General features: G+C 74.3%; 19 protein-coding genes, 1 tRNA gene and 1 pseudogene. 12 read left to right on the forward strand and 9 right to left on the reverse strand.

Annotated features, from left to right (window positions below; translation table 11 throughout):
• Positions 1-20: 20 nt before the first annotated feature.
• The 3 genes from ABTZ58_RS04005 to ABTZ58_RS04015 all read right to left on the reverse strand — a co-directional run bounded on the left by ABTZ58_RS04005 (position 21) and on the right by ABTZ58_RS04015 (position 3,092).
• Positions 21-1,568 (reverse strand): Stp1/IreP family PP2C-type Ser/Thr phosphatase, encoded by a 1,548-nt coding sequence (locus tag ABTZ58_RS04005; protein ID WP_351350119.1) that lies wholly within the window; start codon positions 1,566-1,568, stop codon positions 21-23.
• Positions 1,569-1,708: 140 nt separating this feature from the next.
• Positions 1,709-2,218, reverse strand: a complete 510-nt coding sequence (locus tag ABTZ58_RS04010) for an FHA domain-containing protein FhaB/FipA (protein ID WP_309096468.1) — start codon at positions 2,216-2,218, stop codon at positions 1,709-1,711.
• Positions 2,219-2,228: 10 nt separating this feature from the next.
• Positions 2,229-3,092: an FHA domain-containing protein gene (locus ABTZ58_RS04015; RefSeq protein WP_351350122.1), complete on the reverse strand. Its 864-nt coding sequence runs from the start codon at positions 3,090-3,092 to the stop codon at positions 2,229-2,231.
• A gap of 472 nt (positions 3,093-3,564) precedes the next feature.
• Here ABTZ58_RS04015 and ABTZ58_RS04020 point away from each other — a divergent pair.
• Positions 3,565-3,648: transfer RNA gene (locus tag ABTZ58_RS04020), tRNA-Leu, on the forward strand.
• 157 nt (positions 3,649-3,805) lie between these two features.
• On the opposite strand, the gene ABTZ58_RS04025 is transcribed toward ABTZ58_RS04020, so the two are convergent.
• From ABTZ58_RS04025 to ABTZ58_RS04035, 3 genes are all read right to left on the reverse strand, one after another.
• Complete coding sequence (locus ABTZ58_RS04025; RefSeq protein WP_351350124.1) at positions 3,806-4,339, reverse strand: winged helix-turn-helix transcriptional regulator; 534 nt, start codon at positions 4,337-4,339, stop codon at positions 3,806-3,808.
• Positions 4,340-4,452: 113 nt separating this feature from the next.
• The gene (locus ABTZ58_RS04030; RefSeq protein WP_351350126.1) at positions 4,453-6,633 is read right to left on the reverse strand and encodes an FtsX-like permease family protein; all 2,181 of its coding nucleotides are present in this window, start codon (positions 6,631-6,633) and stop codon (positions 4,453-4,455) included.
• Positions 6,627-7,352, reverse strand: a complete 726-nt coding sequence (locus tag ABTZ58_RS04035; protein WP_351350128.1) for an ABC transporter ATP-binding protein — start codon at positions 7,350-7,352, stop codon at positions 6,627-6,629. The genes ABTZ58_RS04030 and ABTZ58_RS04035 overlap by 7 nt, the downstream gene beginning before the upstream one ends.
• 181 nt (positions 7,353-7,533) lie before the next feature.
• On the opposite strand from ABTZ58_RS04035, the gene ABTZ58_RS04040 reads away from it, so the two are divergent.
• From ABTZ58_RS04040 to ABTZ58_RS04055, 4 genes are all read left to right on the forward strand, one after another.
• The gene (locus tag ABTZ58_RS04040; protein ID WP_351350130.1) at positions 7,534-8,805 is read left to right on the forward strand and encodes a sensor histidine kinase; all 1,272 of its coding nucleotides are present in this window, start codon (positions 7,534-7,536) and stop codon (positions 8,803-8,805) included.
• On the forward strand, positions 8,795-9,454 hold the full coding sequence (locus tag ABTZ58_RS04045; RefSeq protein ID WP_351350397.1) for a response regulator: 660 nt from the start codon (positions 8,795-8,797) through the stop codon (positions 9,452-9,454). The genes ABTZ58_RS04040 and ABTZ58_RS04045 overlap by 11 nt, the downstream gene beginning before the upstream one ends.
• Positions 9,455-9,552: 98 nt before the next feature.
• A complete protein-coding gene (locus ABTZ58_RS04050; RefSeq protein WP_351350132.1) occupies positions 9,553-10,248 on the forward strand; it encodes a ScbR family autoregulator-binding transcription factor in 696 nt (231 codons plus the stop codon).
• A gap of 134 nt (positions 10,249-10,382) precedes the next feature.
• Positions 10,383-11,723: a cytochrome P450 family protein gene (locus ABTZ58_RS04055; RefSeq protein WP_351350134.1), complete on the forward strand. Its 1,341-nt coding sequence runs from the start codon at positions 10,383-10,385 to the stop codon at positions 11,721-11,723.
• On the opposite strand, the gene ABTZ58_RS04060 is transcribed toward ABTZ58_RS04055, so the two are convergent.
• On the reverse strand, positions 11,668-12,591 hold the full coding sequence (locus tag ABTZ58_RS04060) for an NAD-dependent epimerase/dehydratase family protein (protein ID WP_351350136.1): 924 nt from the start codon (positions 12,589-12,591) through the stop codon (positions 11,668-11,670). The two genes, ABTZ58_RS04055 and ABTZ58_RS04060, sit on opposite strands and share 56 nt — an antisense overlap.
• Positions 12,588-13,586, reverse strand: coding sequence for a ScbA/BarX family gamma-butyrolactone biosynthesis protein (locus ABTZ58_RS04065; RefSeq protein ID WP_351350138.1), 999 nt, complete (start codon positions 13,584-13,586; stop codon positions 12,588-12,590). The genes ABTZ58_RS04060 and ABTZ58_RS04065 overlap by 4 nt, the downstream gene beginning before the upstream one ends.
• Positions 13,587-13,746: 160 nt before the next feature.
• Here ABTZ58_RS04065 and ABTZ58_RS04070 point away from each other — a divergent pair, with 160 nt between their 5' ends.
• The 4 genes from ABTZ58_RS04070 to ABTZ58_RS04085 all read left to right on the forward strand — a co-directional run bounded on the left by ABTZ58_RS04070 (position 13,747) and on the right by ABTZ58_RS04085 (position 17,671).
• Entirely contained in the window at positions 13,747-14,604 is an 858-nt protein-coding gene (locus ABTZ58_RS04070; protein ID WP_502996002.1) for a ScbR family autoregulator-binding transcription factor, read from the forward strand.
• A 248-nt stretch (positions 14,605-14,852) separates the two neighbouring features.
• A complete protein-coding gene (locus ABTZ58_RS04075) occupies positions 14,853-16,292 on the forward strand; it encodes a DUF2252 domain-containing protein (protein WP_351350140.1) in 1,440 nt (479 codons plus the stop codon).
• Between the two features lie 49 nt (positions 16,293-16,341).
• On the forward strand, positions 16,342-17,196 hold the full coding sequence (locus ABTZ58_RS04080; RefSeq protein ID WP_351350142.1) for a hypothetical protein: 855 nt from the start codon (positions 16,342-16,344) through the stop codon (positions 17,194-17,196).
• 127 nt (positions 17,197-17,323) lie between these two features.
• Positions 17,324-17,671: a rhodanese-like domain-containing protein gene (locus ABTZ58_RS04085; RefSeq protein ID WP_351350144.1), complete on the forward strand. Its 348-nt coding sequence runs from the start codon at positions 17,324-17,326 to the stop codon at positions 17,669-17,671.
• Between the two features lie 58 nt (positions 17,672-17,729).
• Here ABTZ58_RS04085 and ABTZ58_RS04090 read toward each other — a convergent pair.
• A pseudogene (locus ABTZ58_RS04090) lies at positions 17,730-18,252 on the reverse strand (hypothetical protein); the annotation flags it as partial.
• Between the two features lie 228 nt (positions 18,253-18,480).
• Between ABTZ58_RS04090 and ABTZ58_RS04100 the strand changes: the two are divergent.
• The 3 genes from ABTZ58_RS04100 to ABTZ58_RS04110 are packed head-to-tail and all read left to right on the forward strand — an operon-like array spanning position 18,481 to position 21,454.
• On the forward strand, positions 18,481-19,551 hold the full coding sequence (locus ABTZ58_RS04100; RefSeq protein ID WP_351350147.1) for a DUF5819 family protein: 1,071 nt from the start codon (positions 18,481-18,483) through the stop codon (positions 19,549-19,551).
• Entirely contained in the window at positions 19,548-20,759 is a 1,212-nt protein-coding gene (locus ABTZ58_RS04105) for an HTTM domain-containing protein (RefSeq protein WP_351350149.1), read from the forward strand. Before ABTZ58_RS04100 ends, ABTZ58_RS04105 begins: the two co-directional genes overlap by 4 nt.
• The gene (locus ABTZ58_RS04110) at positions 20,756-21,454 is read left to right on the forward strand and encodes a TrmH family RNA methyltransferase (RefSeq protein ID WP_351350151.1); all 699 of its coding nucleotides are present in this window, start codon (positions 20,756-20,758) and stop codon (positions 21,452-21,454) included. Before ABTZ58_RS04105 ends, ABTZ58_RS04110 begins: the two co-directional genes overlap by 4 nt.
• Positions 21,455-21,460 lie beyond the last annotated feature (6 nt).

A 21,460-nucleotide genomic window follows, 5' to 3' on the forward strand; every position in this document is an offset into this window, starting at 1 on the left:
CGGGGCCTCTCACGGCTTGCCTACTGCTTACCGCACAGCGAGACGACCTTCTGCTCTTCCTCCGAGAGGCTGGGGCCGGGGCTGGGAGTGGGTGCGGTCGTGGTCGGGGGCGTGGACTTCTCAGGCGCCGACGGCGAGCCCGACGGGTTCGACGGGTTCGGCGTCGGTGTGGCCTTGGACGTGAAGGAGGCGGGAGTGGTTCCCGTGGTGCCCCCGGCCTCGCCTTCGCCGGTCCTGGCGTTGTTGCTCTCGGCTTCGCGCCGCTGCGCCTCCTTCTTGCACGCGGAGGCCTGCACCGACAGTTCCTCGATCTTCGCCTGGGCGTTCTTCAGGTCGCCCTCGGCGATCGTCGCCTTGACCAGCTTCTGCTGGTAGGGCGGGAGGTACTTGAGTTCGATCTCGGGGTGGTCCTTCTCGACCTTCGACAGCGACACCCACGCCAGGTCCTGGCTGATGCCCCGGTACAGCGCGACGTGCTCGTCCTGGGCGCCGACGTAGTACTGCGTCTGCGTCCAGCGCCAGCCGCCGTACAGGCCGCCGCCGACGACGGCGAGGGCCAGGACGCCGTAGAGGGACCTCTTCAGCCAGCGGCCCTTCCCGCGGGGCTTGGTGAAGTCGCCGTCGTCGTAGTCGAAGCCGGCCGCGGGGATGTAGCCGGTGGTGTCGCCGGAGCCGGGCGGGCCGAACTCCCCGCCCCCGCCGCCGTGCCCCTGGCGGCCGAGCCCGGAGGCGCGGCCGGCCGGGGTCTGCATGATGCCGTTGTCGTGCAGCTGGTGCTGGTTCTCGGCGACGGCGCCGACCACGACCGGGGTGTCGGAGAGCTGCCCCGCGAGGGTGTCGCCGGTGTCCAGGTCCAGGACGTCGGCGACGATGACCGTGATGTTGTCCGGGCCGCCGCCGCGCAGCGCCAGCTCGATGAGGTTCTGGACGGTCTCCTGGGGGCCCTGGTAGCTGGCGAGGGTGTCCTCCAGCGTCTGGTGGGACACCACGCCGGACAGGCCGTCGGAGCAGATCAGGTAGCGGTCGCCCGCGCGCACCTCGCGGATGGACAGGTCCGGCTCGACGTGGTCGCCGGAGCCGAGCGCGCGCATCAGCAGCGAGCGCTGCGGGTGCGTGGTGGCCTCCTCCTCGGTGATGCGGCCCTCGTCGACCAGGCGCTGCACCCAGGTGTGGTCCTGGGTGATCTGTGTGAGCACGCCGTCGCGGAGCAGATACGCGCGGGAGTCGCCGACGTGCACCAGGCCGAGGCGCTGGCCCGTCCACAGCAGGGCGGTCAGGGTGGTGCCCATGCCCTCCAGTTGCGGGTCGTCCTCGACCATCGAGCGCAACTGGTCGTTGGCGCGCTGCACCGCCGTGCCGAGCGAGGTGAGCACGTCGGAGCCGGGGACGTCGTCGTCGAGGGCGACGATGGTGGAGATGGCCTCGGAGGAGGCGACCTCACCGGCGGCGGCGCCGCCCATGCCGTCGGCGATGGCGAGCAGGCGCGGGCCGGCGTACCCGGAGTCCTCGTTGCCCTCCCGGATCATGCCCTTGTGCGATCCGGCGGCGAAGCGCAGTGACAGACTCATGCGCACCTCGCCTGTCGGCTCCGGGTACAGCCGGTCGTGTCGAGCCACACTGCCCACCCTCCGGTCGGGAGCGCGCCGGGGCCCGGGGTGGGGCCCGCCACTGCGTGCTCGCTCCGCTCGCGCCTATCCATGATGTAGCACTACTTCCGCAGCTCGATGACGGTCTTGCCGATGCGGATCGGCGCGCCCAGCGCAATCGGTGTGGGAGTCGTCAGCCGGGTCCGGTCCAGGTACGTGCCGTTGGTGGAGCCGAGGTCCTCGACGATCCACTGGCCGTCGCGGTCCGGGTAGATCCTGGCATGGCGGCTGGAGGCGTAGTCGTCGTCCAGCACGATCGTCGAGTCGTGCGCCCGGCCCAGGGTGATGGTCTGGCCCTGGAGCGCGACCGTCGTGCCGGTGAGGGTGCCCTCGGTCACGACCAGTTTGGTGGGGGCGTTACGGCCGCGCCGGCCGCCGCCGGACTGCTGGCGCTGCGGCGGCGGCGCCTGGCGGGCGGCCTGCTGCTGGCGGCCGGCCTCGCGGCGCGATCCGCGCTGGGTGACCCGCGTCCCGAACAGGTCGCTCCGGATGACCTGCACGGCCACGATCACGAACAGCCACAGTACGGCCAGGAACCCCAGCCGCATGACCGTGAGGGTCAGCTCTGACATTGCCCCCGCTTCACCCTTCGGCTTGCCTATAGATAACGGTGGTGCTGCCCACGACGATCCGCGAGCCGTCGCGGAGCGTAGCGCGGGTGGTGTGCTGCCCGTCCACCACGATGCCGTTGGTGGATCCGAGATCCTGGATCGTCGAGGGCGTTCCGGTCCGGATCTCGCAGTGCCGGCGGGAGACGCCGGGGTCGTCGATCCGCACGTCGGCGTCGGTGCTGCGGCCCAGCACCAGCGTCGGGCGGGAGATCTGATGGCGGGTGCCGTTGATCTCGATCCAGTGACGCGTGCGTCCGCCGGCGGCCGGGGCGGCCGGGGGCCGCTGGGCGCTCGCGGCCGGCGGGTAGCCGTACCCGCCGGGGCGGCCGCCGGGGGGCGGCGCGGCCGGCATGGGCGGGGCGCCGGCGGGGGAGGCGGCCGGCGGGTAGCCGTAGCCGCCGGGGCGGTCGGCCGGGGCGGCGGGCGCGGCGCCGACGCCCGGGGCGCCCTGCTGGCTGCTGGAGGAGGCGAGCGTACGGCTGCGCACCCGGTACAGGCCGGTGTCCAGGTCGTCGGCCTTCTCCAGGTGCACCTTGATGGGGCCCATGAAGGTGTAGCGCTGCTGCTTGGCGTAGTCGCGCACCATGCCGGCGAGCTCGTCGCCGAGCTGGCCGGAGTAGGGGCTGAGCCGCTCGAAGTCCGGCGTGCTCAGCTCGACGATGAAGTCGTTGGGGACGACCGTCCGGTCGCGGTTCCAGATGGTGGCGTTGTTGTCACACTCGCGCTGGAGCGCTCCCGCGATCTCCACGGGCTGGACCTCGGACTTGAACACCTTGGCGAAGGTGCCGTTGACCAGACCTTCGAGACGCTGCTCGAACTTCTTCAGGACTCCCATGGGGCACCTCCTCCGTCGCTGCCGTCCTGTGCACTGCCCTGCGGGCCACTTGCCTGGTACTGCTTACTGATCGTATCCACGCGCCGGTCGATCGGCTGGTTCCCCCTGTCAGGCCGGCCGACGGGTGTCGACGCATGACGAAGTTCCCTGTGGAGCTCCCCTTCGAACTCCTGCCGGGGTACTGCCGCGCGCAACCGCTTCAGGTACTCCCGCCATGGATCGTAGAGGCGGCCGGAGACCAGTGTCCCGCACCCGGCTGTGGACCCCGACCGCCTCGTGGGGAGGAAGCGGGTACCGGTACGAGGTTGATACGTGAGGCGGCACGCGCTGATACGTGGCGGGGCCACGGAAGGTTCGGCGGGGGCCCTGCCTGCGGGAAGAAGGGATGTGAACCCACCCCGTCCAGCGTGCTAATGTTCTGGATGTCGGAAGGCGCCAGCCCCAAGGGGCCGGAGCCCAGGACACACCCAATGCGCGGGTGGCGGAATAGGCAGACGCGCTGGATTCAGGTTCCAGTGCCCGCAAGGGCGTGGGGGTTCAACTCCCCCCTCGCGCACAGCGATTCGGGCCCCTGCGGTGACGGAAGTCACCGCAGGGGCCCGAATCTTGTTTTCCGTGATCTTGTGAGGCATTCCACAGCTCTCGCGGGCCTCCCTGCGGACGTCCCCGCGTCCGGCCCGTGAGCTATCTCACGGAGCGGACTCGGTGGGGTGTCAGGGCCGCTCCGAGCCGTCGTCCCCCAGGGGGCGTCCGGTGCCGAAGCGGGCCCGTAGGACGGGGTCGGCGAGCAGGCGGTCCGGGTAGCCGGGGCCGGTGCGTGCGGTCAGGTCCCGCTGGTGCAGGGTCTCACCGCAGTGGGAGCAGACGACGCGGGCCTCGGTGTCGTGGCCGCAAAGCGTGTGGTGCAGGACGACCGGGGCGCCCGCGTCGCCGGCCAGCCAGCGGTCGCCCCAGGCGCTGAGCGCGGCGAGCACGCCGAAGAAGTCGCGGCCCTTGTCCGTCAGCAGGTACGCGTGGCGGACCGGCTCGCTCTGGTACGCCCGCCGCTCGATCAGGCCCTCCGCCTCCAGGCGGCGCAGCCGGTCGGTGAGGGTGTTGCGGGCGATGCCGAGCGTGCCGGTGAAACCGTCGAAACGGGACTCGCCGTAGAAGAGTTCACGCAGCACCAGCAGGGTCCAGGCGTCGCCCAGGAGGTCGGCGGTGCGGGCGATCGAGCAGGGCCAGTCGCCGAACGAGGTCCGTCGCATGGGCTCCACTGTAGGGCGGTCCTCTCCGCTTGGTCTCATGATGAGACCGAGGGTGGGGTCGCCGGGCGACGGCCGAGGGGACGCTGGGCAACCGCTGGGGGGATCCGTCGGGTTCACTCGCGTGTCGCTGCCAGGTCCACCGCCCGGCGGCGCAGGGTGGCGGCGGTGGGGACGACCGCGCAGAGCACGGCGAGCAGCGCGCAGGCGGCCGTCGTCGTGCCCAGGGCCCGCCACGGGAAGGCGAGGGCGGGCGGGGCCGACTGCAGGGCGAGGGCGGCCGCCAGCCCGGCCAGGTTGACGGCGGTGACCAGGAGGCCGAGGAGGGCGCCCGCCGCCACGACCGTCAGTGCCTCGGCCCCGGCCAGCCGCAGCACCTGCCCCCGCGTGGCCCCGGCCAGCCGCAGCACGGCCACGTCCCGGACCTGGTCGGACCGGCCCATGATCGTGGTGCCGGCCACCGAGATGCCCGTGTACAGCAGCGCGATGCCGAGGACCAGCAGGAGCCCCAGGCGGGTGGTGCGCTGGGTGCCGGGGTGGGAGGCGCGCAGCCAGGCGTCCCGGGTGAGGACCCGGGCGGTGCCGACCGAGGCGCGCAGGGCGGTGGTCACGGCCTCGGGGTCCGCGCCCTCGGCCAGGGCCACGTCGACCCGGTCGGCCGGGGCGCCCGGCGCGTTGCGCGGGGTGACGTAGGCGCCGTTGCCGCCGGTTCCGGTGGGCATGACCGCGGCGATCCGCAGGGTCCGCCGGGTCCCGTCGCCGAGCCAGACGCGGACGCGTTCGCCGACCCGGTGCCGCCGCCACTCCTCGTTGACGATGATCGAGTCGTCGTCGAGGTCGCCCACCCGGCCCGCGGCGAGGGGCAGACGGGCCGTGGCGGCCAGGGTGGCGGGGGCCACCGCCCGGGCCTCGGAGCGGATCAGGGCCACGCCGTCCTCCAGCACGTGCACGGCCGTCGAGGACGAGGGCGACACGACGGCGCCCGGCACCGCCCGCAGCCGCCGCAGGGCCGCCGCGTCGAAGCCGGTGCCGTCCGCCGGGAGCACGACGAACGCGGCGGTGGTGCGCTCCCGCGCCTCGGCCGCCCCCGCCCGGTCCAGGGTCGCGGTCATGCCGAGGAGGGACCCCGCGAGGGCGACCGTGACCAGGACGGGAGCCGCGAGCGCGGAACTGCGGCGGATCCCGGCGGCCGCGTTCTCACGCACCAGCAGGGCGCACACGCCCGGCAGCCGGGTGAGCAGCCCGACCAGGGGGCGCAGGCACAGCGGGGACAGCAGCGCGGCGGCCGTGATCAACAGCATGGGGCGGCTGATGTAGGTCTTGCGGTGGAGCAGGTCGCCCGGGTCGCCGGTCAGGGCCAGGGCCAGGGTGACAGCGGCGGTGAGCAGCAGGGCCGCGCCCGTGAGCAGGCGGCCCCGGGTGATCACGCCGCGGTCCGCCGAGGCCGCGCGCAGGGCCTCGGCGGGTGCCGTGCGCCCTGCCCGCCAGGAGGCCGCGGCCGCCCCGCACAGGGCGACCAACAGGCCCGTCCAGAAGGCCGCGTGGTACGGCCAGACCTGGTCCCCGACGGTGAACCAGGCCGGGGCCAGGCCCTGTTCGGCCAGCCGGGCGGTCAGCAGCGGCGCGGCGCGGGAGCCGAGGACGCAGCCGGCGGTGGAGGCGAGGACACCGACTGCCAGGGCCTCGGCGAGGACGGTCCGCCGGACCTGGCCCGGGGTGGCCCCGGCCGTGCGCAGCAGCGCGAACTCCCGGCGCCGCTGGGCCACCGCGAAGGCGAAGGTCGACGCCACGACGAACACCGACACGAAGGCGCTGACCCCGCCCGCGGTGCCGAACAGGGCGTTCAGGGCGGTGAGCGCCTCGCGGTCCCGCTCGCGGCCGGGGTCGGCGAGGCGGCGCGCGGTCCCGGTGAGGACCCGGGCACCGTCGCCCACCACCTCCCGGACGGCCGCCGGGTCGGCCTCGATCCCCAGCCGGTGGACGCCGGCGGCGGACCGGTCCGTCACCACGGGCCCCAGCTGCCGCAGCCGTGCGACGGTCGCGGCGGGGATCGGGCGCGGGTGGGCGAGCCCGGCCGTGCGTTCGCCGACGGGGGTCGGTACGTGCAGGGTGTCCTGGCTGGTCACGACGACCGGTGCGGCGGTGAATCGCTCGGGCGCGCGGTCCGGGGCGGATGCCGACGAGGCGAGGGCCAGGCCCATGACGGTGAGCAGGCCCACGCCCAGGGCGAGTGCGACGAAGCAGCCGGTGAAGGCGGTCCAGCGGACGCGCAGGGTGCGCAGGGCGACGCTCAGCACGGGGCGGCCTCCAGCCGGGTCATGCGCGCGGCGACGGTGCCGGCGTCGGCGCCGGTCAGCTCCGCGCCGATACGGCCGTCCACCAGGAAGACCACGCGGTCGGCGTACGCGGCGGCCACCGGGTCGTGGGTGACCATGACGACCGTCTGGCCCTCGCGGTCGACCATGCCGCGCAGCAGCCCGAGCACCTCCCGGGCGGTACGGGTGTCCAGCGCACCGGTCGGCTCGTCGCCGAAGAGCACCGCGGGGCGGGTGACCAACGCCCGGGCCAGGGCGACGCGTTGCTGCTGGCCGCCGCTGAGCTCGCCGGGTCGGTGCCGGGCCCGGCCGGCGAGTCCGACCTGCTCCAGCGCCTGGCGGACCCGGGCCCTGGGGACGCGGCGGCCCGCCAGGCGCAGCGGCAGGGCCACGTTCTGCTCGGCGGTCAGGGCGGGCAGCAGGTTGAACGCCTGGAAGACGAACCCGACCCGCTCGCGGCGCAGCAGCGTCAGCCGCCGCTCGCTCAGCCCGGTCAGTTCGGTGCCGCCCACGGTGACCGAGCCGGAGTCCGGCCGGTCCAGACCCGCGGCGCACTGCAGCAGCGTGGACTTGCCGGAGCCGGAGGGGCCCATGACGGCGGTGAAGCTCCCGGCGGGCAACGCCAGCGAGACCGCGTCGAGCGCGGTCACCGCCCCGTACCTCCTGGTGACCGAGTCGAGCCGTACGGCGTCGTGCGTCATGAAGTCCCCCTGGTGTGGAGCCACTTGTGCCACCGCTGGTCGGTGTCGCCTCCACGAAACCCGGCGGGGGCCCTCCGGCGCAGTGCGGCGGGACCTACACCTGGGGTAGGGCCAGGCCTACCCCAGGACCTCCGCCCACGCCCATGGCCGGGTCCCGGGCCGGGCTCCTACGGTGATCCCCATGCGCCCTTCGAACGTGTGGCAGGCCCTGGCCCGTCCCGGCTATCCGCTGTCGGCGTGGCCCTGGCGGTCGGCCGGTTACCTGCTCACCGGAGCGCTCACCGGGGCCGTCGTACTCGTGGGGATCGTGCTGTCGGCGGTGGCCGGCGGCGTGCTCGCGCTCGCCCTGGTGGGAATCCCGCTGCTGCTCGCCACCGCCCTGGCGGGCCTTCCGGTGGCGGCGGCGGAGCGGCTGCGGCTGCGGCTGGTCGACGCGGAGCCGGCGCCCGACCCGCACGAGCCGCCCGCCGCCCCGGGGTTGCGGGCCTGGCTGTTCACGCGGCTGCGTGAGCGGGCCACTTGGCGGGAGCTCGGCCACGCCCTGCTGTTCGCGGGGCTGCTGTGGCCGGTGGACGCCCTGGTGTTCGCCGTCGGGCTGCTGCTCCCGCTGTCCGTGGTGCTCACGCCGCTGCTGCTGCTCGTCTCGGGCGAGGCGAAGGTGCTCAAGCTGTGGCTGGTCACCGGCTGGCCGGCCGCCTTCGGGTGGGCCGTCCTCGGGCTGCTCCTGCTGGCCCTCGGCGGCTATCTGCTGGGGGTCGCGGCCGGGGCCCGGGCCGGTCTGGCCCGGCTGCTGGTCGCGCCGCGGGAGGCCGGCCTGGGGGCGCGGGTGGTGGAACTGACCCGGTCGCGGGCGCGGTTGGTGGACGCCTTCGAGGCGGAGCGGCGGCGCATCGAACGCGATCTGCACGACGGGGCCCAGCAGCGGCTCGTCGCCCTGACGATGACGCTCGGCCTGGCCCGTCTCGACGCCCCGCCCGGCCCCCTCGCCGACCAGCTGGCCACGGCGCACGAGCAGGCCGGCGCCGCTCTCGCGGAGCTGCGCGAACTCATCCACGGCATCCACCCCCAGGTCCTCGCCGACTACGGCCTCGAAGCCGCCGTGGCCGACGCCGCCGACCGTTCGGCCGTGCCTGTGGACGTCGACCTGGAGCTGCCCGGGCGGCTCCCCCCGGCCGTCGAGGCCACCGCCTACTTCGTGGTGTGCGAGGCGCTCGCCAACGTGGCCCGGCACAGCGGGGCGAGCCGGGCGGAGGTCAGCGGCGGGCACCGCGACGGCCGGCTGTCGCTGCGGATCCGTGACGACGGACGCGGCGGCGCGCGGGCCGGGAAGGGCAGCGGGCTGACCGGACTCGCCGACCGGGTGTCGGTGCTCGATGGCAGACTCTCCCTGTCCAGTCCGCCCGGCGGACCGACCCTGCTGTGTGTGGAGATCCCCTGTGGCCCTGCGCGTTGACCGCCCGCTGCGGGTCGTCCTGGCCGAGGACAGCGTGCTGCTGCGGGACGGACTCGTCGGGCTGCTCGGCCGCTGCGGGCACGAGGTCGCCGCCGCCGTGGGCGACGCCGAGGCCCTGGTCGCCGCCGTCGGGGAGCACGACCCGGACGTGGTCGTGACGGACGTGCGGATGCCGCCCGGCTTCCAGGACGAGGGCCTGCACGCCGCGGTGCGGCTGCGCCGGGAGCGGCCCACGCTGCCGGTGCTGGTCCTCAGCCAGTACGTGCAGCGCCGCTACGCCGCCGAACTGCTCGACTCCGGTGACGGCACGGGCGTCGGCTACCTGCTGAAGGACCGGGTCGGCCAGATCGAGGAGTTCGTCACGGCGCTCGGCGAGGTGGCCGACGGCGGCACGGTCGTCGACCCCGAGGTGGTACGGCAGTTGCTGCGCCGCCGACGCGACCCGCTGGAGCGGCTCACCCCCCGCGAGCGGGAGGTGCTGGCGCTGATCGCCGAGGGCCGGTCGAACGGCGCGATCGCCCGCCGGCTGGTCGTCTCCGAGGCGGCCGTGGGCAAGCACGTCTCCGGCATCCTCACCAAGCTGGACCTGCCCCCGGCGGAGGACACCCACCGCCGGGTGCTGGCGGTGCTGGCGTACCTGCGCGCGTAGGAGCGGCCGCAGGGTGCCCGGCCCGGCCGCGCGTTGTGGAAAAACCGGCGACTTGGTTTCATTGCGTCGCCATTCAGAGCCCTGCAGGGGAGCCACGGGTGACCAAACAGGACCGGGCCGTGCGGACCCGTCGCGCGCTGATCCGCTCGGCGGCCGAGCACTTCGAGGCCCGCGGCTACGACCGGGTCAGCCTGGCGGAGATCAGCGCGGGAGCCGGCGTCAGCTCCGGCGCGCTGCACTTCCACTTCGACAACAAGGCCGCCGTGGCCGACGCCGTCGAGCAGGCCGCCGCCCGTGCCCTGCGCCGGGTGGCGCTCGCGGGCCGCGGTGGCGACGGGTGCGCCCTGCAGCGGCTCGTGGACGTCACGCACCGGGTCGCCCGGCTGCTTCGTGCCGACGTCGTGGTCCGGGCGGGGTTGCGGCTCAACGCCGAGGCGGTCGCCGGACGGGCTCGTGACCTGCGCCGGGAGTGGCGGGCGTGCGTGCACGACCTGCTGAACGAGGCGGAGCGCGGGGGCGAACTCGCCGCCGGGGTGCCACCGCACCGCACCGGTGTCGTCGTCCTCGCCGCCACCACCGGCATCGAGGTGCTGGGCCGCGAGGACCGCGGCTGGCTCGCCCGCCCCTCCCTCACCGAACTGTGGCACCTGCTCCTGCCCTGCGTGGCCGCACCGCACCTCGCCGGCGCCCTGGACCCGGCCGGGCGCGATCCGGACCAGCGGACCCCGGAGGCTGACCCGGCCCCGGGCCCGGCCCCGCAGGAGCCGGCCGCGGCGCCGCTCGCGCTGCGGTAGCGGCGCCCTCGACCGCCCCCCCGGTGGGCAGTCGGAGGGCGTCGGGTTGACCGGAACAAACCGGTTGCCAAGTTTTTTCGGCGCCCGGATCGCACGATGGTCTCCCAGCCCCCGGGACCGAGGAGCGACGAGTCATGGCACCACAGACCTGCCCCTTCCTGACGATCGACCCGTCCGGCCGGAATCTCTACGACGAGATAGCCCAGATCCGCGCCCGGGGCCCGGCCGTGGAGGTGGAACTCCCGGGTGGCGTACGGGCGTGGTGGATCAACGGCCTGCAGCTGAACAAACGGCTCCTGGCCGGACCCGAGACCAGCAAGGACGCCTACCGGCACTGGCCCGCCTGGATCAACGGCGACATCTCCCGCACCTGGCCGCTGGCCATCTGGGTCTCGGTGCGCAACATGGTCACCGCCTACGGCGACGACCACAGCCGGCTGCGCAAGCCGATGGCCGCGGCCTTCACCAAACGCCGCGTGGACGCGCTGCTGCCGCGCGTCCAGGAGATCGTCGACCGGGCCCTGGACGACCTGGAGCGGCTGCCCAAGGGCGAAGTGGTCGACCTGCGCGCGGCGTTCGCGGCGCCGGTGCCGCACGAAGTGGTGTGCGAGCTGTTCGGCGTACCGCACGGCGAGGACGGTCCGCGCCGGGCCCTCTACCGCATCATCGGCCGCTTCTTCGACACGGCGATCTCCCTGGAGGACGCCCAGGCCAACGCGGTCGACCTCTACGCCACGCTGACCGCGTTCCTGCGGTACAAGCGCGCACACCCGGCCGACGACCTGACGACGGCCCTCATCGCCGCCCGCGACGAAGGCAGCCTGAGCGAACAGGAGTTGATGGACAACCTCATCCTGCTGCTCACCGCGGGCTTCGAGACGACCGTCAACCTCATCGACAACACCGTGCACAGCCTGCTCGCCCACCCCGACCAGCTGGACCTCGTCCGCTCCGGCCGGGTGACCTGGGAGGACGCCCTGGAGGAGTCGCTTCGGTACGAGGCGCCGGGCGCCATGTCGGGCCTGCGCTACGCCGTGGAGGACATCGAGATCGAGCCGGATCTCATCATCCCGAAGGGCGACCCCGTCGTCGTCTCGTTCGCCGGTGCCGGACGCGACCCGGAGCGGCACGGGCCCGACGCCGACCGGTTCGACGTCACGCGCGCCACCAGCCGCGACCACGTGTCCTTCGGCCACGGCGTGCACCACTGCCTGGGCCGGCCCCTGGCGATGGCCGAGGCGACGGTGGCGCTGACGTCCCTGTTCGAGCGGTTCCCGCGCCTCGCCCTGGCCGATCCGGGGCGTCCGCCGAAGCGGCTGCGCTCGATCATCTCCACCGGCCACCGGGAGTTGCCGGTGCTGCTGCACGGCCCGCGGACGGGCCCGCGGCCGGGCCCGCGGCCGGAGGAGGCCGAGGCGATCAGGAAGCTGTCCGGCCTGCGAGGAACGAGCGGTACCAGGGTGCCGCGCGCCTGAAATGGGCCGCGAACCCGTCCCCGGGCGGGCAGTCGAGGTCCTTCCAGAACCCGTCGTCCACGAACCAGTGGTCGACCGTGAGCATGGAGAGGTGGTGGAGGGCGCGCGGTGAACCGGCGGCCCGCTCCAGGGCGGTGGCGACGTCCAACGCCTCACCGCCGCCGGGCACCCCCAGCTGCTCGCGCACGGCCCCGAGCAGTTCGGTGACGGGCACCGGCTCGGGGTGGGCGACGTAGTGCGCGCCGCCGTCGTGCGCCGGGGACAGCGCCGCGGCCACCACCGCGCGGCCCAGGGTGGAGACGTCGATCATCGACTGCAGCGCCGTGCAGCCGGTCACCGTCGCCGACAACTCGCCCAGCAGCCAGGCCACTCCGGGGACGACCCAGCGGTCGCCCTCGCCGTACACGAGGTGCGGCCGTAGCACCAGGCCGCCCGCGTCGAGGACGTGCCGTTCGGCGGCGGCCCGGGAGCGGCTGGTGGCCGACGCGGGCGCGATCGGGGCCTGACCTGGGCGCACGCCGCGGAAGGGGCCCCGGCCGTGGACGGCGGCCGTGCTCACGTACACGATCCGGCGCACTCCGGCGCGCACGGCCTCCTCGACCAGGGCCCGCGTGCCGTGGTCGTTGACGGCCTCGACACCGGCGTCGTCGCCGCTGATCCGCGTGGCGCAGTGCACCAGCACGTCGACGCCGGCGCAAGTGCCGCGCAGGGAGAGCGGGTCGGACAGGTCGCCGCGGACGGCGTCGGGTCCGTGCCCGCCCTGCCGGGACAGCCGCCGTACGCGCACTCCGGGGCGCAGGCGGGCCGCGGCCGCCACCCGGCTGCCGACGAAGCCGCTGGCGCCGGTGAGGAGGAGGGTGACCGTCACGACAGGGACCGTACCGGCCCGGGCCGCGCGGAGGTGAGGGAGGCGGTGAAGACCGGCTCGCCGTCCTGCCGCCCGGACACCCGGACGGTCACCTCCCCGGTGTTCTCGTCGAGCACCTCGGCCTCCAGCAGGCAGGGGCTGTGCAGTTCGGCGTAGCGGGCGAAGGTGGCCGACATCGCACGCGGCAGGAAGGGATGCAGGCCGGACGCGGCGGTCGCGGCCTGGCGGGCCGCCTCGAACAGGACCATGCCGGGGACGTGGTCGTTGGGCCGGGGGAAGAGCACGGGGTGGCCGGTGTCCACGCGCAGCCGCCAGACGCCGGGCCGGTCGCCGGGTGCGAGGACGACGTCCTCGGCGCGGGTGCGGCCGGCGAGTCCGGGAGCGATGCCCGCCAGCAGCGGCACGGGCCTGTCCATGGCGGCCAACTGCCGGGCCCGCAGGCGCCGGTAGGCGAGCGGTGAGGTGCAGCCCGTGCTGCCGGTGCCGCGGGCGACGAACCGGCCCGCGCGGCGGAACTCCATCGTGGTCCGCATCGCGGCCAGGCCGCGGCCACGGCGGCGTATCTCGGAGCAGACGACGTCGACGACGACCGGCTCGGCGGCGTCCGCCGGCCGCAGCGCCGCCGGGTCGGTGACGACGCTGAGGTCCCACATGACGAAGTGGCTGTCGGCGGGGGCCCCGAACTCGGCGTGCGCGAGCACCATCGCCGCCTGCCGCAACGTTTCGCCCACGATCATCGGGTCCTGGTGCATCCCGTCCACGGAACCGAAGAAGCGGTGGGCGACCGGCCAGTGCGCGGTGAAGCGGAAGCGGGTTTCGGAGATTCGGGTCCACCCGGTGGGGAAGACGTCGGTGTCGGTGGTGCGGTGGGCGAGTTCCTTCGTGACGGTCCGGTATGGCGCGTTCTCGACGGCCGCCGCGGCTTCGTTTGCCCGGCGGTCCGCTCGTCGGGTCTGATCGTCCGTGAGCGCGCTCGAAGGCCCTGTCCGCGGCATGAGAACCCCCGCTCATCGGCTGCCCGGCTGTGGTCGGCGTTTGACTAAGATACGGACGAACCGGTTTTTTTCAAAGGGTGAGCCAAGCCGCTGGGACAGGCTCTCGCGCCCTCGCCACACAGCGAGTTCACAGGGATCGACGGAGATCAGGAGGCACCCGATGGCGCGACAGGAGCGCGCGATCCGCACCCGGCGGACCATCCTGGAGGCGGCCGCGGCCGTCTTCGACGAACGCGGCTACACCTCGGCGACCATCGGGGAGATCCTGGACCGTGCGGGCGTCACCAAGGGCGCGCTGTACTTCCACTTCGGCTCCAAGGAGGAGCTGGCGATCGGGGTGTTCGAGGAACAGCTCGCGATCACGCTCCCACCGCAGTCCGGCAAGCTCCAGGAACTCGTCGACTCCGGGCTGGTGCTGGCCCGCCGGCTGCGGTCCGAGCCGCTGGTGCGCGCCAGCGTGGGGCTCGCCCTGGACCAGGGCGCCATGGACCTCGACCGCACACCGGCCTTCCAGATGTGGATCGACCAGAACGTGCAGCGGCTGGGCGAGGCGAAGGCACAGGGCGAACTGCTGCCGCACGTGGACGTGGCGGAGACGGCGGAGCTGCTGGTCGGCAGCTTCTCCGGAGTGCAGTTGCTGTCCCAGCTGCGCTGCCAGCGGCAGGACCTGGAGCGCCGCGTCGTGGTGATGTTCGAGCACTTCCTGCCGAGCATCGCGGTCCCCGCGGTGCTGACCCGCCTCGACATCTCGGAGGACCGCGCGGAGCGGGTGCTGGCACAGGGGCGGGTGGAGGAGCGGGGGTCTGAGGAGCGGGGGACCGAGCGGGTTTCGGGCCCGGTTTCGGGCCCGGTGACGGACCCGGTTTCGGACCCGGTGACGGACCCGGTTTCGGACCGGCCCTCGGATGGACATCCCGATGGGGTTTCCGACCTGGGTCCGGACGGGGCTTCGGCGCGGGAGCGGGTGGCCGGCGGGCCGGAGGGGGCCGTGCCGGTGCGGGCGCCTTCCGGGGCGTAGGCCGCGCTCGCCCCGGGCGGGTCGGCAGGGGCACGGGCGGTGGTGGCGCAGGTGCTGGTGGCGCAGGTGGCGCAGGTGGTGGTGGTCCGCGCGGGTGGTGGTGCGCGAGGTGGCGCGGGTGGAGTCGCTGTGAGCGGGCCGCGGGGGTTGTCCACAGCCGTGGAGTTGTCCACAGGGTCTGACGCGTTTCGGCCGCCGGTTGTACGGTCGGCACGAGGTGATGTTCGCGTGCGGGGGAGGCGGTCGGGATGAGCGGAACGGCGGCGGGGAAGAGCGACGGGGAGAACGGCGGGGACGGGACGGCGCCCCGGCTGCCCCGGGTGCGCGGCTTCGCGGAGTGGCCCTCCGCGGGCTCGCCCAAGGACGAGGGCAAGGCCCTGCGCGAGCGCGTCCCGCGCAGCGCGCACGCCACGTTCGACCCGGACCCCTCCCGGCCCGACGCGGTGAGCGCGGTCGAGGAGTCGGGCCGCGGCCGGCTCCCCGAGCTGACGCCCCTGCGGGTGGGCCGCATGACCGCCACCCCGTTCACGTTCCTGCGCGGCGCGGCCGGCCTCATGGCCCACGACCTGGCGCGCACCCCCATGACCGGGATCGGGGCCCAGATCTGCGGCGACGCCCACGCGGCCAACTTCGGCCTGTACGGCGACGCGCGCGGCGGCCTGGTCATCGACCTGAACGACTTCGACGAGACGGTGCACGGCCCCTGGGAATGGGACCTCAAACGTCTGGCGACCTCCCTGGTGCTGGCCGGCCGTGAGGCGGGCGCGGACGAGGACACCTGCCGCAAGGCGGCCCACGACGCGGCGGGCGCCTACCGCCGCACGATGCGGCTGCTGGCGAAGCTCCCGGTCCTGGACGCGTGGAACGCCATCGCGGACGAGGAGCTGGTCTCCCACACGGACGCCCACGACCTGCTCGGCACGCTGGAGCGGGTCTCGGAGAAGGCCCGTCTCAACACCAGCGGGCGCTTCGCGGCCAAGTCGACCGAGGCCACGGAGGACGGCGGACGCCGCTTCGTCGACGCCCCGCCGGTGCTGCGGCGCGTCCCGGACGAGGAGGCCGCGGCGGTGGCGGCGTCCCTGGAGGAGTACCGGGAGACCCTGCCGGAGGACCGCCTGCCCCTGCTCGCCCGGTACGCGGTGCACGACGTGGCGTTCCGCGTCGTCGGCACCGGCAGCGTCGGCACCCGGTCCTACGTCGTGCTGCTCCTGGACCACCGGGGGGAGCCGCTGGTGCTCCAGGTGAAGGAGGCGCGGACGTCGGCGCTGGTTCCGCATCTGGTGACGGCCGGCTTCGAGCCGCCCGAGGCCGGTCACGAGGGCCGCCGGGTCGTGCTCGGCCAGAAGCGCATGCAGGTCGTCAGCGACAACCTGCTCGGCTGGACGACGGTCGACGGACGCCCCTACCAGGTCCGCCAGTTCCGCAACCGCAAGGGCAGCGTCGACCCGGCCGCCCTGGCCGCCGACCAGATGGACGACTACGGCCGCATGACCGGCGCCCTCCTGGCCCGGGCCCACGCCCACAGCGCCGACCCGCGGCTCATCGCCGGGTACTGCGGCAAGAACGAGGAGCTCGACGAGGCGATGGCGGCCTTCGCCGTGGCCTACGCCGACCGCACGGAGGCGGACCACGCGGATCTGGTGGCGGCGGTGCGCGCCGGGAAGGTCGCGGCGGAGACGGGCGTGTGACGCGCGGCGGGGGCGTGGGCCCGGCCCGGCCGTGGCCTAGGCTGGTCGGGTGACGACCCCGGAAGCTGAGCAGGGTGGTGGCGGCGCCGGTGAGGAACAGGTGACGCCCGAGGACGAGGCGGCGCGCCCCGAGGCGCGGCTGGAGCGGGCCGTACGGGCCGCCGAGCAGGCGCTGATCGAGTACGAGATCGCGGTGGAGACCTTCCGCGTCGAGGTGGAGAACTTCTCCCGGCTCCACGAACAGAAGCTCGGTCCGCTCTACGCCCGTCTCGAGGAGCTGGACGCCCGGATTCTTCAGGCCCGGGCCGCCCGCAGCGGCGACCCCGAGGACCACCGCCGGGCGGAGGAGGCTCGCGCCCGGCTCGCGCCGATCCCGGGCGTGGAGGAGCTGCTGCACGGCTGGATGGACGACAGCGGCCTGTTCCCGGAGGCCGTGGCCATGCTCACGGACCAGGCGGTCCGGCCCCCGCAGCGCGTCCGGCCCAGCGAGGAGGCCCGCAAGCTCTACCGCGACCTCGCCCGCAAGGCCCACCCGGACCTCGCGCAGGAGGAGAAGGAGCGCCAGCGGCGCGAGGAGTTCATCACCCGCGTCAACGCCGCCTACGCCCGTGGCGACGAGGCGGAGCTGCGCGAACTCGCCGAGGAGTGGGCCCAGGGGCCCGAGCTGAAGCTGGGCCCGAGCCGTGCCGAGGAGCTCTACGCCCGCCTCGAATGGCTCGCCCAGCGCAAGGAGCTGCTCGCCCTGCTCGCCAAGGAGCTGGAGGACAGCGCCATAGGCCACATGCTCCAGCTGGCCCCGGACGACCCGGACCGCCTCCTGGACGAGATCGGGCAGCAGCTGCTCACACAGGTCGGCGAGCGGGAGACGGAGCTGGCCGCGCTGCTCGACGAAGGCACGGACTGATCGCTGCCCCGGCCCTCCCGGCTGTCCCGGCCGTCCCGGCCGTCCCGGCCGTCCCGGCTGTCCCGGCCGTCCCGGCCGTCCCGGCTGTCCCGGCCGTCCCGAGGTTGGTTCGGGTAGCGTCGGACGCATGAGTTTTGGAGCTGGTGTCCCCACCGTCGCGGTCGCGGACCTCAAGGACGGCGACTTCCTGCTGGACGTCCGGGAGGACGACGAGTGGAAGGCGGGTCACGCCGAAGGGGCGCTGCACATCCCCATCAGCGAGTTCGTCGGCCGGTACGGCGAGCTGACCGAGGCCGCCCCGCAGGACGGCCGGGTGCACGTGATCTGCCGCTCGGGCGGCCGTTCCGCCCAGGTCACCATGTACCTGGCCCAGCAGGGCGTCGACGCCGTGAACGTCGAAGGCGGCATGCAGGTGTGGGAGGCGGCGGGCCGTCCCGTCGTGACCGACGACGGGCAGCCCGGGTTCGTCCTCTAGGGCCTGTCCGCCTCCAGGGCCCGTGCGCGCGGCGGTCGGGATCCGGCCCGGGGCGCTCAGGCCAGGGGGGCGTCGCCGGCGGGTCCCCCAGGGCCTCCTCGTGCGCCGCGGCCGGGCCGAGCGACAGTTCCAGGTTCTTGGCCCGGGCGTGGCAGCGGTGCGACGGACAGCCGACGTCGGCGCCGAACCCGCCGTGCGGATGCCGCGGGGTCCGCACGACCGGGCGCACGCCCTCGCCCGCCCGGATCTTGGCGACGGCCATGTCCCCGGTGGCGGGCAGCGGGGCCGGCGCTCCCGCTTGCCCGCATAGTCCGCCGTCCTCCGCGGCGCCCGTTCCCTGAGCCCGAACGCCGGCGCGCACGTCCCGGTGGCCGGCAGGTTCCGCAGCCACTCCCACGCCCCGGCGGCGTCGATCACCTCCCGGTCGGCGAGCCGGGCCCACAGCTCACGGTCGTACGTCTCGGCGACGGCGCCCGGGGTGAGGGCCGGGCTGGGGGCACGGCGTCCGGGGCGACCCCGGCGAACACGCCCTTCGCCGCCTCGGCCGCCGCCTGCTGCTCCTCGGAGAAGGTGAAGTCCACGCGCCGTAGGGTGTCACTCCTGTGGACGGTCGGCCGGGGCGCCCCGTGGATAACCTGCGGGGGTCTGCCGACCGGTCCACACCGTGGCCGTCGCCACAGGGGGCTGTGCCGGGGTGGGTGGCCTGAGTACCGTGCCGGTGCCGGGATCGCGCAGCGGTGCGCGTGCGGTGCGACGCCCTCGCGGCCGGGCGGACGGAACGACGGACCGGGATCGTGGAACGGGGCGGAATGGACGCGTACGACGAGGGCTCGACCGCCCGGAACGGCCCGGGCGTGCCGGCCCAGCCGGGTTCGTCGGCCGAGCCGGGTTCGTCGGCAGGGTCGGCTTCGTCGGGACCTGGATCGCAGGCCGCAGCGGATCCGTCGGCCGTATCGGGTCCGTCGGCCGAGGAGGATCCGTCGGTCAAGTCCCAGTCGCTTGTCTCCGGGCCGCCCGACCCTCGGTCACCCGCCGGTCCCCGGCCGCCCGCCGACCCCCGGTCACCCGCCGCTCCCCGGCCGCCCGCCGACCCTCGGTCACCTGCCGATCCCTGGCCGTCCGCCAACCCCGGCCCGCGCGTCAACCCCGGCTCGCCCGCCAACCCCGGCCCATCCGCCGGGGACGGTCCGCCTCCGGTGCCCTGGCCGCCCGGCGAGGTGCGTGCCGGCATCGCCGTGCTGTCCCTGCGGTACCGGATCGTCGTCGCGCTGGCCCTCGCGGTCGTCGCGGTCGGGGTCTGTGGGCACCTCGGGATGACGTTCCTGCACGTGGCACCGGCCAACACCGTCACCAAGGAGCACGGCGAGGCGGTGGACGAGTGGATCTATCCGGAGTTCGAGCAGAACTGGAAGCTCTTCGCCCCCAACCCGCTGCAGCAGAACATATCCGTGCAGGTCAGGGCCTCGGTGCGCGGAACGGACGGCATGACGGTGACCAGCGGCTGGTACGACCTGTCCGCCGAGGACGGCCGGGCGATCGACGGCAACCCGCTCCCCAGCCACACCCAGCAGAACGAGCTGCGCCGCGCCTGGGACTTCTTCGTCGCGACCCACGACAGCCAGAACCGCCCGGTGGGCCTGCGCGGCGCGCTCTCGGAGGCGTATCTGCGCCGGATCGCGGTGCTGCGCCTGGACCGCAACGACGCGGTGCGCGCCACGACGGGCGGCGGCGGTGTCCTGGAGCGGGTGCAGATGCGCTCACGCACCAGCAACGTGCCCCCGCCCGAGTGGAGCCGGGAGAAGGTCTCCACGACGCCCTCCTATCGTGAGCTGCCCTGGTGGGACGTGCCGCGCGACGAGGCCCTGGGAGGCGTGCGGTGAACCGCTTCTCCCTGGCCGTCTCGCGCGGCATCGCCCGGGTCACCGAGGCCGCCCTCGGCCCTTACCAGACCGCCGTCGTCCGCATCGGCTTCAGCGCCACCTGGCTGCTGTTCCTGCTCCGCGAGATCCCCCACCGCCAGGAGCTCTACGGCCCCGAAGGCCCCTGGAGCCGGGACCTGGCCGAGCAGCTGATCGGCTCGAACGGCGCCTTCACCGCCCTGATGTGGTTCGACGGCCGCGTCTGGTTCGAGATCGTCTACGCGCTGGCGATCCTCACCAGCGCCCTGCTGCTGCTGGGCTGGCGCACCCGCACCCTGTCGGTGCTGTTCATGGTCGGCGTGCTGTCGCTGCAGAACCGCAGCGTCTTCATGGGCGACGGCGGCGACAACGTGCTGCACCTGATGTCGATCTACCTGGTGTTCACGCGCTGCGCCCAGGTGTGGTCGCTGGACGCCCGGCGTTCCGCGCGGGACCGGGCGGCACGCGCGCGCGGCGAGCGGGTCACCGACCGGACGGGACCGGCCCTGTGGGGCGTCCTCGGGGGCGCGCTGCTCGCGGTGACCCTGGTCGGCCGGATGCAGGGCGACTGGCTGATCCCGGCCCTGTTGTGGACCGTGTGGGCGGCACAGGCCCTGTGGTGGCTGGCCGGCCGCCGCGCCGGCTCGGGCGAGCCGCGGATCGTGCTCGACGTCGTCGCCAACGTCGTGCACAACGGCGCCCTGCTCGTGATCATGGCCGAGGCGTGCCTGATCTACGCGACGGCCGGCTGGTACAAGATCCAGGGGTCCCGCTGGCAGGACGGCACCGCCGTCTACTACCCCCTCCACCTGGAGTCCTTCTCGCCCTGGCCCGCCCTGGCCGGTCTGCTGTCCGCCAGCGGCACGCTCGTGATGCTCGTGACCTACGGGACGGTCCTCGTCCAGGTCGCCTTCCCGTTCACGCTGTTCAACCGGCGGGTGAAGAACGTCCTGCTGGCCGTCATGATCGTCGAGCACGTCGCGATCGCCGTCGTCCTCGGCCTGCCGTTCTTCTCGCTCGCGATGATCGCGGTGGACGCGGTGTTCCTGCCGACATCGTTCCTGCGCCGCCTGGGCGGCCGGGCGGCCCGCGCGCGGGACCGGGTCCTGCGCCGCGCCGAGCGTCCGCGGGTGCCAGGACAGCGCGGCCACGAGAGCGCCGAGGCCACGCACGTAGGCTTCGGGGCATGACCGACCCCGTCGCCGACTGGCACCGGCTCGCCGCGACCACCGTCCTGCTCGACGGCTTCCACGCCCTCAAGCACGCGCTGCGGTTCGGCGCCGAGGTGCCGGTGGCGGTCACCGCCGACCGGGCGGCCGCGCTCGCCCTGGCGGACGAGCTGGCCCCGGACGTGCGGGACACCCTGGCCGGGCTGCTGACGGAGGTCCCGCACGGGACGTACGCGTCACTGGTGCCGCGCCCGCATCCGACCGCCGTGGCCGCCCTGGCGGTACGGCCCTCCCGCGGGTCCCACCTGGCGCGGCTGGCCCACACGCCCCGCACGGCTCCGGTGGTGGTGCTCGACAATCCCCGCAACCTCGGCAACGCGGGTGCGGTGATCCGCCTGGCCGCGGGCTTCGGCGCGACCGGCGTGGTGACGACGGGCACGGTCGATCCCTGGCACCCGACGGTCGTGCGCGGCGGCGCGGGTCTGCACTACGCGACGGCGGTGGAGCGGCTTGAGGTGTCCGACCTGCCGCCCGGCCCGCTGTTCGCCCTCGACCCGGAGGGCGCGTTCGGCTCCGAGCGCACCGGCCTGTCACCCGAGCTGCGCGCGCGGGCGGACCACCTGCTGTCCCTGCCGATGCGCCCCCAGGTCAGCAGCTACAACCTGGCGACCAGCGTGGCCATGACCCTCTACCACTGGAGTTGCGGCGGAGCCTGAGGTCCG

Source organism: Streptomyces sp. NPDC094143, from assembly GCF_040303825.1.
Lineage (GTDB): Bacteria > Actinomycetota > Actinomycetes > Streptomycetales > Streptomycetaceae > Streptomyces.